The sequence below is a fragment of the Curtobacterium sp. 9128 genome, from assembly GCF_007673775.1.
Taxonomy (GTDB): Bacteria; Actinomycetota; Actinomycetes; order Actinomycetales; family Microbacteriaceae; genus Curtobacterium.
On record NZ_VEAF01000005.1, the window covers coordinates 136,771 to 150,900 of the forward strand.

Genomic DNA, 14,130 nt, shown 5'->3' on the forward strand with positions numbered 1-14,130 from the left:
CGTCCGGACGGTCCGGTGGTCCGGTGGTTCGGTGGTCCGTCAGTGGAACTGCGGGACGATGAGGTAGATCCCGTACAGCACCACGGCGCCGCACACGACGAAGCAGGTGATCGCGAGCGCACGGAGCCCGCGTACGGCCCCCGTCGCGCCCTGCGGGTTCGGGAAGCCGGCGGTTGCCGGGCCGATCGTGCCGTCGTCCTTCACGGTGAACTTGCCGGCGCGGGTGTCCGCGGCGCTCCAGAAGCGCAACCCGACCGAGTACACGGCGACGACGAAGCACGCGGACACCACCGCGACGAGCGCGACGACGAGGAAGGCCGCCCAGTCGATGCCCATCAGCGACGACCTCCCCTGCGCGCAGCCATGCGGCGGAGCGTGCGCTCGCGGCTCAGCTCCTCGCGTCGGGCGGCGACGGTCTCGGCGCGCTTCTTGCGCTGCATGTCCCGGAGTTCCTTCCGTGTGAACACCGCGTTCGCGGCCACGTCGACCTCGATCGCGGCGGCGGACCCGTGCGGCTTCCGCAGCGACCAGAGGTACAGCCCGAGGATCACGACGGCGCCGACGAGGGCGTCGATCACGAGTCCGACGACACCGAACCGGGCGATCCCGGAGGCGACGGCCCCCACGGCGGCGGACGCCGGGAGCGTGATGAACCAGGCGATGACGATCTTGCCGGCGGTGGACCACTGGATCTTCGAACCGCGCCGACCGAGCCCGGCACCGATGATCGAGCCGGACGACACCTGCGTCGTGGAGAGCGCGAAGCCGAGGTGGCTCGACGCGAGGATCGTCGCGGCGGTCGAGGCCTCGGCGGCGAAGCCCTGCGTCGCGCGGATCTCGGTGATGCCCGAACCGAGCGTGCGGATGATGCGCCAGCCACCGGTGTAGGTGCCGAGCGCGATGGCCAGGGCACAGGCCACGACGACCCAGAGCTGCACGCCGCTGGTCGACGACTGCGCTCCCGAGGCGATGAGCGTGAGGGTGATCACGCCCATCGTCTTCTGGGCGTCGTTCGTGCCGTGCGCCAGGGACACCATCGAGGACGTGAACACCTGGCCGATGCGGAAGCCGCCGCGCTCGTTCGGGAACACCGGCCGCCGGGTGATCCGGTAGGCGATGCGCGTCGACAGGTACGACACGATCGCCGCGATCACCGGCGACAGGAACGCCGGGATGATCACGACGGTCATCAGCGCGAGGTAGTTGACCGATCCGAAGCCCGCTCCGACGATCGCCGCGCCGATCAGCCCGCCGAAGAGCGCGTGCGACGACGACGACGGCAGCCCCCGCAGCCACGTGATCATGTTCCAGACCACCGCGCCGATGAGCCCGGCGAAGATCATCTCGGGGGTGATCGCGACGCCGCCGGGTCCCTCGTTGATGAGGCCGTGCGAGATCGACGTGGCGACGGCGGTGCTGAGGAACGCACCGACGAGGTTGAGCACCGCGGCGACCGTGACGGCCACCTTGGGCTTCATGGCCCCGGTGGCGATCGGTGTCGCCATCGCGTTGGCGGTGTCGTGAAAACCGTTTGTGAAGTCGAAGAAGAGGGCCAACGCGATGACCAGGACGACTATGAGTGTGATGTCCACCGCGGGCCAGTGTTCCAGGCGGGGGCGCTCCGAGCAAACCCCGGCGGCAACCTCGTGTTCATCGCGCCTTCACTTTCGTTCAGGTTCGGAAGCATTCCGATGGGAGAATGGGTCCATGGACACCGTGGAGCTGCTCATCCTGCTGGTCGGATCGCTCGCGGTGACCGGCTTCGCACGGGCGAAGGGCCTCCCTGCGCCGCTCCTCGTGACTGCGGTCGCCCTCGCCGCCTCGTTCATCCCGGGACTGCCCCCGATCGAGATCAACTCCGAGGTCATCCTGACGCTCATCCTGCCGCCGCTGCTGTACTCGGCGGCGCTCGACGTCTCGTGGCAGAGCTTCCGGACGTCCATCAAGCAGATCCGACGGCTCGGCATCTTCCTGGTGATCGTCACCGCGCTCGCCGTCGCGGTGGCGGCGTACGTCATCATCCCGGACATGGACTGGCCCGCGGCGATCCTGCTCGGCGCCGTGGTCGCACCGCCGGACGCGGTGTCGGCGGCGGCGATCGGCCGGAAGCTCGGACTCCCCCGCCGCGTGATGACGGTGCTCTCCGGCGAGAGCCTCATCAACGACGCCGCGTCGCTGACGCTCGTGCGTGTCTTCACGCTCATCGCCGCCGGCACGTCCCTGACGATCTGGCAGGACCTCGGGATCTTCGGCCTCGCGATCGGCGTCGGCCTGGCGGTCGGCGGTGTGCTCGGCGTGCTCGTGCACTGGATCCGGCAGCGCATCAACGACCCGGTCGTCGAGACGATCATGAGCATCCTGCTGCCGTTCGTGGCGTACATCCTCGCCGAGCACCTCTCCGGCTCCGGGGTCATCGCGGTCGTCACGGCCGGGCTCTACATCGGCTACAACTCGCCGAAGGAGGGCTACGCCACCCGGCTGCAGGAACGACCGCTGTGGACGAGCATCGACGTCATCCTCGAGGGCTTCGTGTTCGCGCTCATCGGTCTGCAGCTCAACACCGTCGTGCAGGACCTCGTCGACAGCGAGCGGAGCCTCGGCCAGACGATCACCGCCGCCGCCGTGGTGCTCGCGGTCGTCATCGTCGTCCGGCCCCTCTTCGTCTTCGAGTCCTACGTCCGGAACCGCTTCAACGGGCGCTGGCTCCGACCACTGCGCATCCGGATCTCGCGCGGACACCCCTCGTTGCGGTGGATCCGCGGTTCGGCCGAGCCGAAGCTCAACTGGCGGGAGCTGACCGTCATCTCCTGGACCGGCATGCGCGGGGTGGTGACCCTCGCCGCGGCCGTCTCCGTGGTGGCCAGCCCGGTGCAGATCAAGGCGCAGGACACGATCTTCGTCATCGCGTTCTTCGTGACCGTCGGCACCCTGCTGCTGCAGGGCCTGACCCTCCCGTTCGTGATCCGGCGCCTCGACGTGCAGGACCCGGCCGAGGGCGAGGAGGACGTCCGCAGCGAGATGCGCCTCAACCAGCGGACGACCGAGGCCGCCATCGCGCTCCTCGACGAGCGGAAGCCCGAGTGGTCCGAGCAGTACGGCCCGGAGGCGGTGGACGCGGTGGTCGCCCGGCTCAAGGCGCGACTCCAGCGGCAGGCCGAGACGTTCCGCCGTGACGCCGAGGAAGAGGAGTCCGAGGAGCGGAACGCCCCGACGCGCCTGCGCGGGACGCAGATCCAGGACATCCGGCGCGAGCTGCTCGACCGGCGGCGGGAGATCGTCCTCGAGGAACGCGAACGCGGCAACCTCGACGAGGAGGTCATGCGGCGCGTGCTCGTGACCCTCGACGCGGAGGAGCTCGCGATGGACTCGGCACAGGCGTCCCGCAGCCGCTCGTAGCCCGGGTCCCGCGTGGTGCGCGGGGCGCACCGGCTCAGGACGCGGCCGACGCCCGCGGCGTATCCTGATCTGGCCCGACACGAGAACCAGGAGCACAGCGCGCCAGTGAGCACACCGCGGAACGACGTCCCGAAGAACACCGACACCCCGGACCGTTCCGGCGGCCCGCAGCCCAAGGCCGCTCCGAAGCAGCGCAGCACCCGCCCGTCCGCCCGCGGCACCAAGCCCCGGCGCGGTGCGAAGGTCGCCGGTTCGTCGCGGCCCCGGCAGCGCCAGCAGGCCCCGGTTCCGTCGCCGCAGAAGATCAGCGCCTACCGCCGCTGGTACTCGACCCTGCACCCGTCGCTCCAGCTCATCGGGCTGCAGCTCTGGATGCCGCTGTTCTTCATCGTCGGCTTCTGCCTCTGCTACGTGTTCGCGTTCCACGCGCCGCACCCGCACGACGTCCCGATCGCCCTCGTCGGCAGCGACCCGACGTTCACCGCGGCGGTGCAGAAGGCACTCCCCGGGGAGTTCGTCTTCCATCCGTACGACTCCCTGGCCGCCGCCAAGCGTGACGTGCTGGCCGGGTCCATGGCCGTGGCGTACGACCCGTCGGCGAACGAGTTCTTCAAGGCCAGCGCCCATCAGTTCCAGGTCGCGAGCCTCGTGCCGGCGACGCTGTCGGCGGTCCTCACCGCGATCGGCGTCGCGACGCCGAAGACCACCGAGCTCGCCGCCCTCCCGTCGTACGACGAGTACGGCACCGTCCCGATGTACGTGATGCTCGCCTGGTGCATCGGCGGCTACATGGTGTCGATGTTCATCGGGATCATGGGCGGTCCGCTCCGGCACCGCACCCGCATGGCGGTGATCGTCGTCGGCGGTCTCGTCATCTCCCTCGTCACGAACACGCTCGCCGGACCCGTCGTGGGGGCCATCCACGGCCACTGGCCCGTGCTCGTGCTCATCGCCTGGGGCTGGATCGTCGCGATCGGGCTCGCCGTCAACGGCCTGAGCTACTTCGTCGGTCGGTTCATCGCGGCACCCGCCATGATCTGCTTCGTCTTCCTCTCCATGCCGGCCTCCGGCGGGGCGTACCCGAAGTGGTTCATGCCGGAACCGTTCGCGTGGCTCAACAACGTCGTGGTCGGCTCGAGCATGGTCGACATGATCAAGCACCAGATCTACGGCGTCGGCCCGGGTCCGGCTCGTGGGCTCATCACGATGGCCTGCTACGCCGGTGCCGGCCTGGTGCTCATGTACTTCGGCAAGATGTGGTGGGAGCACCGCCGCATCCAAGCGATCGTCACCGGCCGCACGACGATGTTCATGGACGCGCAGAACGCGAACCGCGAGTTCCTCGGCAAGCAGCGCGACGTCGAGCTCGAGCGGCACGGCCTGGCCTCGACCGAGACGGGCACCCTGCAGGTCCTCCGCGACGACGACTACTGGGAGGACGACCGTGCGTCCGGTGACGTCTTCACGGGGGGCCGCGACGGACTCGAGAACGAGCCACTGACGACGCGGAGCATCCCCGTCGTCCGGCAGTCGGGCTCCGCGCTCCAGGCCGAGCGGCCGGCGGAGAAGCCGCACAGCCGGCACGCCGCGCGCTGAGCGGTATCCTGGCCGGATCATGACCCGTTCCGCCTGGCACCGTCTGCTCGTCACGCTCGTCGTCGTCCTCCTGGCACTGACGGTCGTGCTCTACGTCGCGAGCGTCGTCCTCGCCCCCGCGGACGGCCGCAACACCGCCGGGCTGTTCGTCGGGTGGGCGATGTTCGCGATGGTCGGCGCGATCGTGTTCGGCATCATCGACTTCTTCGTCCGACCGCTCGGCGGCCGGAGCGGCGACGCCGACGTCATGGCGGCAGCCGAGGAAGCCCGTACCGGCAGCACGCGCACGCACCGGGGCTGACCGCACCGGCCGCACGCACTCACCCAGCGGGCGCGTCGACCCCCACCCCGGTGAACCCGGCGACCGTGGCGTTGTCCTCCGCGAACGTGAAGCGGGCGTCGACCCGGCCCCCGCGGAGCACCTCGGGCAGCCAGTACCGGGCGTCGTCCCACATCGCGTCGTACGGGACGTCGTCGACCGGCACCCACCGCGGCGTCAGCTCGTCGCTCGCGACCGGGTCGCCGGACCAGCGCCGACAGACGAACACGTCCGAGACCTGCGACCAGGACGGCCGGAACGGGAACCGGTAGTCCAAGGTGCCCCGCGCCTCCAGGTCGGCGGTGTCGAGCCGCAGGCCGACCTCCTCGGCGACCTCGCGGACGGCGGTCTCGACCGCCGTCTCCCCCGGCTCGCGCTTGCCACCGGGGCCGACCACACGGCCGCTCCCGAGCCCGCGCCGCTTCTCGCCGAGCAGCACCGCCGGGCCGGATCCGTCGTCGCGGAGCAGGTACACGACGACCACCCGCGGGTGCTGGTTCTTGGTTGCGTCGCGCTCGCCCACGTGTCCAGTGTGGCCGATGATCTGGCGTACGCTCGTTGCATGGCAGGTGTGCTGTGGGGGCACCGTGGCTGAGCACCGCAGGTTCGGGCGCAGCCTCGAGGTGCTGCGTGCCGAGGCGGCCGAGGAGATCTCGATGATCGTCGAGCACCGGTCCCGGCAGGGCGACGACCCGTGGGAGTTCATGCCGCTGCTGCCGACCGTCGACGAGCAGGTCGTGCTGATCCTCCGCGAAGAGGCGCTCGAGCTCGACGACGCGATCGGCCGACGCAGCGCCCAGTGGTCGTCACACCCGGCCTCCGGGCACGGCACCCACCTCGGCGAGGAGTACCACCGCCTGCGCCGCATCGCGCTGCAGCACCCGGAGCTCACCGCGGCGGTCTGGAAGCTGATGGGGGCCTTGCCACGGCAGGGCTGACGTGCGGTTGGATGGGCGCATGACCGACACCGTGCTCGCCGTCCTCAACCAGCCCTCCCGCGACGCCGCGCCGCACGACCCCTCCGCCGACGCCTTCACGTTCGCCGCCCCGCTCGAGGAACACCTGCAGGTCCAGGACCTCGGGATCATCCGCGGCGACGGCGTGTTCGAGACGATCACGGTCGTCGACGGCCGCCCGCAGGCGCTCGAGGCCCACCTGACCCGCTTCGAACGCTCCGCCCGGATGCTCGACCTCCCGCTGCCGGACCTCGCGGCCTGGCGCCGTGCGGTCGAGGCCGTCTGCGCCGAGCTCGACCCCGTCCGCGAGGCGTTCGCGAAGACCGTGCTCACCCGCGGCGTCGAGGGATCAGACCGGCCGACCGGGTGGGTCTACGCCGCTCCGTCCGGCGACTCGACCGCCGCCAGGACCGAGGGCATCTCGGTCGTCACGCTCGACCGCGGGTACCGGCACGACGTCGAGCGCACCTCGCCGTGGCTGCTGCAGGGCGCCAAGACGCTCTCGTACGCCGTGAACATGGCGGCACTCCGCGAGGCCGCCCGCCGCGGCGCCGACGACGCGCTCTTCGTCTCGACGGACGGCTACGTGCTCGAGGGCACCCGCGCGAACCTCGTGATGTCCGTCGGTGGGCGGCTCGTCACGCCGCGGACCGACATCGGGATCCTCGCCGGCACCACGCAGGCGGACGTGTTCCGCTTCGCGGAGGAGGCCGGGATCGAGACCGCGTACGAACTCGTCACGATGGCCGACCTCCGCGCCGCGGACGCACTGTGGCTCGTGTCGAGCGTCCGCCAGGCGGCACCGATCCGGCGGGTGGACGGCACCGACGTCGCGGTCGACGCGGACCTCACGGAGCGCATCAACACGTTCCTGCTCGCACGCCGGTCCTGATCCGGCGCCGGCGCTGATCCGGCGTCGGCGCTGACCGGACGGGAGGCCCGGGTCGCGACGTGCACGCTCGTCGCGACCCGGGCCTCCCGTCCTGCTCCGCTTCCCCGCTACCAGCGCGGCGTCGCGGTCCCGACGCCGTCGGCCCACGCGTAGACCTGGCGGCCGTCGATCCAGACGCGCGTCGCGCGGCTGGTCGCGTCGAGCGGGTCGCCCGTCCACAGCACCAGGTCGGCGTCGTAGCCGGGCGCGAGTCGGCCGACGCGGTCGCCGAAGCCGAGGAAGGTCGCCGGGTTCGTGGTGAGCGCCTCCAGCGCGGTCTGCCGGGGCAGGCCCTCCTTGACGGCCATCGTCGCCTGGGTCACGAGCATCTGGATCGGCACCACCGGGGCGTCCGTCGTGATCGCGACCCGGACACCGGCCGCGGCGATCGCCGCGAGGTTCGGGATGCCGCGGTCACGGAGCTCGACCTTCGACCGGCTCGTGAACAGCGGACCGTAGATCACCGGGATGTCCTTCTCGGCGAGGACGTCGGCGATCTTGTGCGCCTCGGTGCCGTGGTTCACGACGAGCCGGTAGCCGAACTCCCCGGCCAGGCGGATCGCGGTGGCGATGTCGTCGTGCCGGTGCGTGTGCTGGTCCCAGGCGAGTTCCCCGTCGAGCACGCGGGCGAGGGTCTCCTTCGTGAGGTCCCGCGCGAACGGTTCCCCGGACGCCGCGGCGGCGTCGCGGGCGGCGCGGTAGTGCTGCGCGGCGACGAACGCCTCGCGGATCACCTTCGCGACGCCGAGCCGCGTCGACGGGGTCTGTCCCTTGTCGCCGTAGACGCGCTTGGGGTTCTCGCCGAGGGCGCTCTTGACGCTCACCGCGTCGGAGATGAGCTGCTCGTCGATCGTCCGGCCGCCCCACGTCTTGATCGCCACGGACTGACCGCCGATCGGGTTGCCGGACCCGGGCTTGACGACGATCGCGGTGATGCCGCCGGAGAGTGCGTCGCGGAAGCCTTCGTCGTCGATGTCGACGGCGTCGATCGCGCGGACCGCGGCCTGGTTCGGTCCGGTGAGCTCGTTCGTGTCGTTGCCGGCGGGGCCGTTCGCCTCCTCGTGGATGCCGACGTGGCCGTGTGCCTCGACGAACCCGGGCACCAACCACGCCCCGCCGGCGTCGACCACGGGCATCCCCGGCGGCGGCGTCACGTCCGGGCCGAGCGCGGTGATCCGGCCGTCCTCGACGACGACGGCTCCCCCGTCGAACTCGTCCGCCGTGACGGGGACGACGTGGGCACCGGTGATCGCGAATGAGGTGGTCATGGACCAACGCTACCGAGCACCGCGGCGCGCCCTGCGAGATGCACCATGTCGGAGGTTCGCGGCGCGCGACGGGGCGTGCGTAGCGTTCCGTCTGAGAGCGGGGGACCCATGAGCGGAGGCAGCACACTCGCGTGGCCGTGGCACGGCACGGTGCAGCGCCCCTGGCGGAGTTCCGGACGCGGTCCGCGAGCGGACCGCACGTACGGCACGGTGATCGCATCGGTCCCGCCGCGCATCGCCACGGTGCCGTACCGGCCGCTCCCGGACGACGACACCCTGCTCGACCGCGCGACGTCGGCGCTCGCCCGACTCGACCAGGAACACGGCCAGCGGCTCCGGGCGCTCGGCGGTGTGCTCGCCCGGACCGAGGCCGTCGCGTCCTCGCGGATCGAGGACGAGCACGCCGGCCTCGACGACTACGCGCGTGCCGTCGGCGGCTCCCGTGCGAACGGTTCCGCGACGGCGATGGTCGCAGCGACCAGGGCGCTCGACCGACTTTCCCGCGATGCGGCACACGGTGCCGTCACCGCGGCGTCGATCTGTTGCGCCCACGGGGAGCTCATGCGGGACGACCCGGTCGACGGCCGCGTGCCGGCTGGTGGCGCACGGTGCAGAACTGGATCGGCGGCGGGAGCACACCGCGGCTCGCGGCGTACGTCCCGCCGCCGCCCGAGCTGGTGCCGGAGGCGATGGCCGACCTGGTCGCGTTCCTCGCCCGAGACGACCTGCACCCGGTGGCCCAGGCGGCGATCGCACACGCCCACTTCGAGTCGATCCACCCGTTCACGGACGGCAACGGTCGGATCGGCCGGGCGGTCATCGGCGCGGTGCTGCGACGCCGGGGCGTCACCGCGACGACGGTGCCGATCGCGACGGCGCTCGTCGCCGACCGTTCGCGGTACTTCGACCACCTGGTGCGCTACCGGTCCGGGTCGGTCCACGACTTCGTCGCCGACCTGGCGATCGCCATCGGGACCGTGTGCGACGAGGCCGCGCTGACGGCGCTGCTCCTCGACGAGCACACCGCGGAGGCCGGACACGCCGCGGAGTCCACCGGGCTCCGCGTCGGTCGGGTGGTGGCCGGACTGCTGCACGACGCCGTCCTGACCGAGGACGACCTCGACGCGGTCCTCCGCACGACCACGGCCACGACGGACGCCCTCGTCGCCGCGCTCGAGTCCGCCGGTGTGGTCCGGCCCGTGACGACCCGACGACGACGGCGCACCTGGGTGGTCACGGGTGTGGCGTCCGAGGTCGAGGCGTTCGCCGAGCGCGTGGCGTCCGTCGTCGAGGCGGACCGTGTCCGGCGACGGCTGTGGGATCCGGGCGCTCGGACCGGCAGCGGCTCGGCGGTCTGCGCTGGGCGCGCCTCCGCGGCCTGCGCTGGGCGCGCCTCCGCGGCCTCCGCTGGGCGCGCCTCCGCGCCCCCGCGGCCTAGGCTGGCCGGGTGAGCAGCGAGCACGCATCGACCACCCCGCCCACCGCCGAGAAGCGCCCGGTCACCCGGACGCACCACGGCATCGACTTCGTCGACGACTACGAGTGGCTCCGGGACAAGGAGTCGCCGGACACGCTGCGGTACCTCGAGGCCGAGAACGCCTACACGACGGCGGCGACCGACCACCTCGCCGGCCTCCGCGACGAGGTCTTCGCCGAGGTCAAGGGCCGCGTGCAGGAGACCGACCTCTCGGTGCCGGTGCGCATGGGGCAGTGGTGGTACTTCACGCGCACGAGCGAGGGCAGCCAGTACGGCGTGCAGTGCCGTGCGCCGATCAGCGGGCCCGACGACTGGACGCCGCCGACGCTCGACGAGGACACGGTCACGCTCCCCGGCGAGGAAGTCGTCCTCGACGGCAACGCCCTCGCCGACGGTCACGACTTCTTCTCGCTCGGCTCCTACGACATCTCCGACGACGGCACCCGCCTCGTCTACGGCGTCGACGTCGAGGGCGACGAGCGGTACACCCTGCACGTCCGCGACCTCACCACGGGGCAGGACCTCGACGACGTCGTCACCGACACCGGCTCCGGCGCCACGTTCGACCCGTCCGGTCGCTACGTCTTCTACCCCACGGTCGACGAGTCCTGGCGTCCGGACCGGATCTGGCGCCACAGCGTCGGCACGCCCGCGTCCGAGGACGTCGTCGTGTTCGAGGAACCGGACGACCGCTACTGGGTGGGCGTCGGCGTGACCCGGTCGTCGCAGTACATCGTCATCGAACTCGGCTCGAAGATCACCTCGGAGGCATGGGTCCTCGACGCCGCCGACCCGACGGGCGAGTTCCGCGTGGTCTGGCCCCGGCGCGAGGGCGTCGAGTACGAGGTCGAGCACGCCATCGTCGGCGGCAGCGACCGCCTGCTCGTGCTGCACAACGACGGCGCCGAGAACTTCACGCTGGTGGACGTCCCGGCCGACGACCCGACGTCGGAGTCCGACCGCCGGGTCGTCGTCGCGCACCACCCCGAGCGCCGCATCGAGTCGGTCGACGCCTTCGCCGGGCACCTCGCGCTCGAGTACCGGTCCGAGGCGCTGCCGCGGGTCGCGATCATCCCGATCGAGGGCGACGGGTACGGCGACGCCGACGAGGTCCCCTTCGACGAGGCGCTCTTCTCCGCCGGGCTCGGCGGCAATCCGGAGTGGGACCAGCCGACCCTGCGCATCGGGTTCACCTCGTTCGTCACCCCATCCGAGGTCAGCGACCTCGACCTGGCGACCGGTGAGGTCACCGTCCTGAAGCGCCAGCCGGTGCTCGGCGGCTACGACCCGGCCGACTACGCGCAGGAGCGGGACTGGGCGACCGCACCCGACGGCACCCGCGTACCGATCTCGCTCGTGTGGCGCCGGGACGCCGTCGACCAGAGCGCCCCGAGCCCGCTGCACCTGTACGGCTACGGCTCCTACGAGCACTCGATCGACCCCGCCTTCAGCGTGATGCGGCTCTCGCTGCTCGACCGGGGCGTCGTCTTCGCGGTGGCCCACGTCCGCGGTGGCGGCGAGCTCGGACGGCACTGGTACGAGAACGGCAAGACCCTCACCAAGAAGAACACCTTCACCGACTTCGTCGCCGTCGCCGACCACCTCATCGCCACCGGTCGCACGACGCCCGAGCGGCTCGTCGCCGAGGGCGGCAGCGCCGGCGGGTTGCTCATGGGCGCCGTCGCGAACATCGCTCCCGACCGGTTCGCGGGCATCCTCGCCGCCGTCCCGTTCGTCGACGCGCTGACGAGCATCCTCGACCCGGACCTCCCGCTCACCGTCATCGAGTGGGACGAGTGGGGCGACCCGCTGCACGACGCCGAGGTCTACCGCTACATGAGCGAGTACACCCCGTACGAGAACGTCCGCGACGACGTGCAGTACCCGGCCATCCTGGCGGTCACGTCGATCAACGACACCCGGGTGCTCTACGTCGAGCCGGCGAAGTGGACCGCGAAGCTCCGCGAGGTCGGTGCGCCCGTGCTGCTGAAGACCGAGATGTCCGCGGGGCACGGCGGTGTCAGCGGCCGGTACGCGTCCTGGAAGGAGCGGGCCTTCGAGCTCGCCTGGATCCTCGACACGCTCGGGCTCGCCGGTCCGACCGCAGCCGAGTGACCAGCGCAGCCGGCCTGACCACAGCCGGATGACCAGCGCAGCCGCGTGACCACCGCGGCCGAGCGACGCGCAGGGCCGGTCGGATCCGTCCGACCGGCCCTGCGCGCAGTGTGCTCGCGCGTGCGTGCGCGGCACCGAGGCGTCACACGCGGTTGAGCGCGTGCACCGCCTCGTCGTAGGACTCCTCGGCCAGCCGCACCCGGTCCCCGGCGAGGACCCCGTAGGCGAACGTCCCCTCGCCTGCACGCTCGGCGATCCCGGCGTTGGTCCGCAGCGCGTCGAGGGCGTGCAGGGACCGCACCCGCTCGGTGAGGACGTCGGCCGCCCGGCCGATGCGCTTCCACAGCGCGTGCGGGAAGGCGTCGTCACCGAGCACGTCCATCGCCATCCGGGCACGCAGGGTGCCCTCCCACGCCTGCTCGGTCGTCGCGAGGTCGGCCGCCTCGCGCTCCGCGGCGGTCTCGGACTCGTCGTCGGCGACCGCGGCGCGGACGAGCTCACGGACCTCGGGCTTCACGACCGCGGTGACGTCCTGCGCGACGTGCTTCGGCGAGCGGAGGGCCCACGGGGTGGGCGCCGGACGCTCGACGGCGTCGTCGAGTGCGTCGAGGAGCTCCAGGAACGGCTCGGTGTGCAGGAACGTGACGACGTCCCGCACGGCCTCGTCGCGCCGCTCACGGGTCGACGCGAGGATCCGTTCGCGCGTCATCGCGTCGACCAGGTCGTCCTGCGCCGGCGTCGACGCTCGCGGCAGCCGGTCGATCAGGTACTCGGCGAGGGCCGCCCGCGCCGTCACCGACGCGAGCGCGTCCGCGGCGGCAGCCGCGTGGTCCCCCGCGTCGCCGTCGGCGAAGGCCGACCGGTAGGTCCCCAGGATCGACGCGATCTCGAGGGCGTTCTCGGCCACGTGTCGGAGGTCGGCGGTGTCGCCGGCGCGGAGCCGCGACGCCTCGCCGAGGAGCGCGGACCGCAGCTTCCGGAGCCGCTTGGTGAGGATCCGCGCGGTCGTGCCCTTCTCCGGCTTGTCACCGGCCTGGAGGCGCGGTGCCGGTGCACCTGCAAGCCCCCGCGCCAGCTTGGACGCGACGGCGGCCGGGGCGGCCCCGACGGCGGCGAACCGACCGTCGAGTGCGCCGAAGAGCTCGTGGGCGATCTGCGGGTCGACGCCCTCGACGACCTCGACCTCGACCTCACGCCACGTGCGCGGGTCGGCGGGGGCGTCGGGGTCGAGACGCTGCGCGCTGACGCGGTCGTCGGCGAGCTCGGCGACCTGGTCACCGTCCTCGTCGAGCAGTCGGGTCACGGTGCGGGTGGTGGTGATCTGCACCACCGGGTGCAGTCCACGGCCGCGGCGCTCGGTGAACAGGGCGGCGAGGACCTCGTCCGGCACGGTGTCGGCGTCGTCGGTCAGGGGGAAGTGCTGCTCGTGCCGGATCGTGTCCGACTCCGAGCGCTTGATGTGCCAGCCGGCGTCGGAGCCACCGGTGCGACGGCGGACCGTCACGCGCGCGGCGACGAGGTCGTACCGCTCGGTGTCCCAGTAGGTGGCGTCGAGCTCGAACGGGTCCCGGTGGTCGAGCCGGAGGATCCCCCCGACGCCGATCAGGTCGGGGAGGTCGGCCCCGTCGGGCAGGTCGTACGTGCGCTCGATCTCGAGGTGCGTGTCCGTCACGGTTCCTGTCTACCAGGGTCACCGGTGTCTCCCGACCACGCGCAGTAGCCTGAGGCCATGAGCGAGACGATCACGCGCGACGCGTTCGTGCCGGAGGCCGGCGCCGTCACGATGTTCACCACGAGCTGGTGCGGCTACTGCGCCCGGTTGAAGAACCAGATGTCCAAGGCCGGTGTCCCCTTCCGGGAGGTCGACATCGAGACCACCCCCGGCACCGCCGAGCTGGTCGCCGAGGTCAACGGCGGCAACCAGACCGTACCGACGCTGGTGTTCCCCGACGGCAGCACCGCCACGAACCCCTCCCTGGCCGAGGTGCAGTCCCGGGTCTGACCCATCGGGCAGCCCACTCGCACCGCTGCGCCCCCGAACGAACATCGCGCCCCGTCAGAACGGGGCGCGA

The 14,130-nt window shown here is 71.9% G+C and carries 13 protein-coding genes; 8 read left to right on the forward strand and 5 right to left on the reverse strand.

Features of this window, described 5'->3' with window-relative positions; genetic code table 11:
- Positions 1–39 precede the first annotated feature (39 nt).
- Together FS641_RS12095 and FS641_RS12100 are read right to left on the reverse strand one after the other, a co-directional pair.
- The gene (locus FS641_RS12095; RefSeq protein ID WP_144764126.1) at positions 40–336 is read right to left on the reverse strand and encodes a hypothetical protein; all 297 of its coding nucleotides are present in this window, start codon (positions 334–336) and stop codon (positions 40–42) included.
- Complete coding sequence (locus FS641_RS12100; RefSeq protein ID WP_260855802.1) at positions 336–1,592, reverse strand: inorganic phosphate transporter; 1,257 nt, start codon at positions 1,590–1,592, stop codon at positions 336–338. The genes FS641_RS12095 and FS641_RS12100 overlap by 1 nt, the downstream gene beginning before the upstream one ends.
- A gap of 115 nt (positions 1,593–1,707) precedes the next feature.
- Here FS641_RS12100 and FS641_RS12105 point away from each other — a divergent pair, with 115 nt between their 5' ends.
- From FS641_RS12105 to FS641_RS12115, 3 genes are all read left to right on the forward strand, one after another.
- A complete protein-coding gene (locus tag FS641_RS12105; protein ID WP_144764128.1) occupies positions 1,708–3,396 on the forward strand; it encodes a sodium:proton antiporter in 1,689 nt (562 codons plus the stop codon).
- A 105-nt stretch (positions 3,397–3,501) separates the two neighbouring features.
- Positions 3,502–4,992 (forward strand): ABC transporter permease, encoded by a 1,491-nt coding sequence (locus tag FS641_RS12110; RefSeq protein WP_144764131.1) that lies wholly within the window; start codon positions 3,502–3,504, stop codon positions 4,990–4,992.
- A gap of 19 nt (positions 4,993–5,011) precedes the next feature.
- Positions 5,012–5,293 carry a hypothetical protein gene (locus tag FS641_RS12115; RefSeq protein WP_144764133.1) on the forward strand — a complete coding sequence of 94 codons (282 nt, stop codon included), beginning with the start codon at positions 5,012–5,014 and terminating at the stop codon, positions 5,291–5,293.
- 19 nt (positions 5,294–5,312) lie between these two features.
- On the opposite strand, the gene FS641_RS12120 is transcribed toward FS641_RS12115, so the two are convergent.
- Positions 5,313–5,834 carry an 8-oxo-dGTP diphosphatase gene (locus FS641_RS12120; RefSeq protein WP_186317731.1) on the reverse strand — a complete coding sequence of 174 codons (522 nt, stop codon included), beginning with the start codon at positions 5,832–5,834 and terminating at the stop codon, positions 5,313–5,315.
- 64 nt (positions 5,835–5,898) lie between these two features.
- Between FS641_RS12120 and FS641_RS12125 the strand changes: the two genes are divergently transcribed.
- Positions 5,899–6,249, forward strand: a complete 351-nt coding sequence (locus FS641_RS12125; protein WP_395879486.1) for a tryptophan synthase subunit alpha — start codon at positions 5,899–5,901, stop codon at positions 6,247–6,249.
- Positions 6,250–6,268: 19 nt separating this feature from the next.
- Positions 6,269–7,159 (forward strand): aminodeoxychorismate lyase, encoded by an 891-nt coding sequence (locus tag FS641_RS12130; RefSeq protein WP_144764139.1) that lies wholly within the window; start codon positions 6,269–6,271, stop codon positions 7,157–7,159.
- Positions 7,160–7,266: 107 nt separating this feature from the next.
- Here the strand turns inward: FS641_RS12130 and FS641_RS12135 are convergent, their stop codons facing one another.
- Positions 7,267–8,466 carry an amidohydrolase gene (locus tag FS641_RS12135; protein WP_144764141.1) on the reverse strand — a complete coding sequence of 400 codons (1,200 nt, stop codon included), beginning with the start codon at positions 8,464–8,466 and terminating at the stop codon, positions 7,267–7,269.
- Positions 8,467–9,074: 608 nt separating this feature from the next.
- On the opposite strand from FS641_RS12135, the gene FS641_RS18595 reads away from it, so the two are divergent.
- Both FS641_RS18595 and FS641_RS12145 read left to right on the forward strand, forming a co-directional pair.
- On the forward strand, positions 9,075–9,917 hold the full coding sequence (locus FS641_RS18595) for a Fic family protein (RefSeq protein WP_186317732.1): 843 nt from the start codon (positions 9,075–9,077) through the stop codon (positions 9,915–9,917).
- A complete protein-coding gene (locus FS641_RS12145; RefSeq protein ID WP_144764145.1) occupies positions 9,914–12,058 on the forward strand; it encodes a S9 family peptidase in 2,145 nt (714 codons plus the stop codon). Before FS641_RS18595 ends, FS641_RS12145 begins: the two co-directional genes overlap by 4 nt.
- A gap of 142 nt (positions 12,059–12,200) precedes the next feature.
- On the opposite strand, the gene FS641_RS12150 is transcribed toward FS641_RS12145, so the two are convergent.
- A complete protein-coding gene (locus tag FS641_RS12150) occupies positions 12,201–13,730 on the reverse strand; it encodes a CYTH domain-containing protein (protein ID WP_144764147.1) in 1,530 nt (509 codons plus the stop codon).
- Between the two features lie 57 nt (positions 13,731–13,787).
- On the opposite strand from FS641_RS12150, the gene FS641_RS12155 reads away from it, so the two are divergent.
- Complete coding sequence (locus tag FS641_RS12155) at positions 13,788–14,060, forward strand: mycoredoxin (protein ID WP_144764150.1); 273 nt, start codon at positions 13,788–13,790, stop codon at positions 14,058–14,060.
- Positions 14,061–14,130 lie beyond the last annotated feature (70 nt).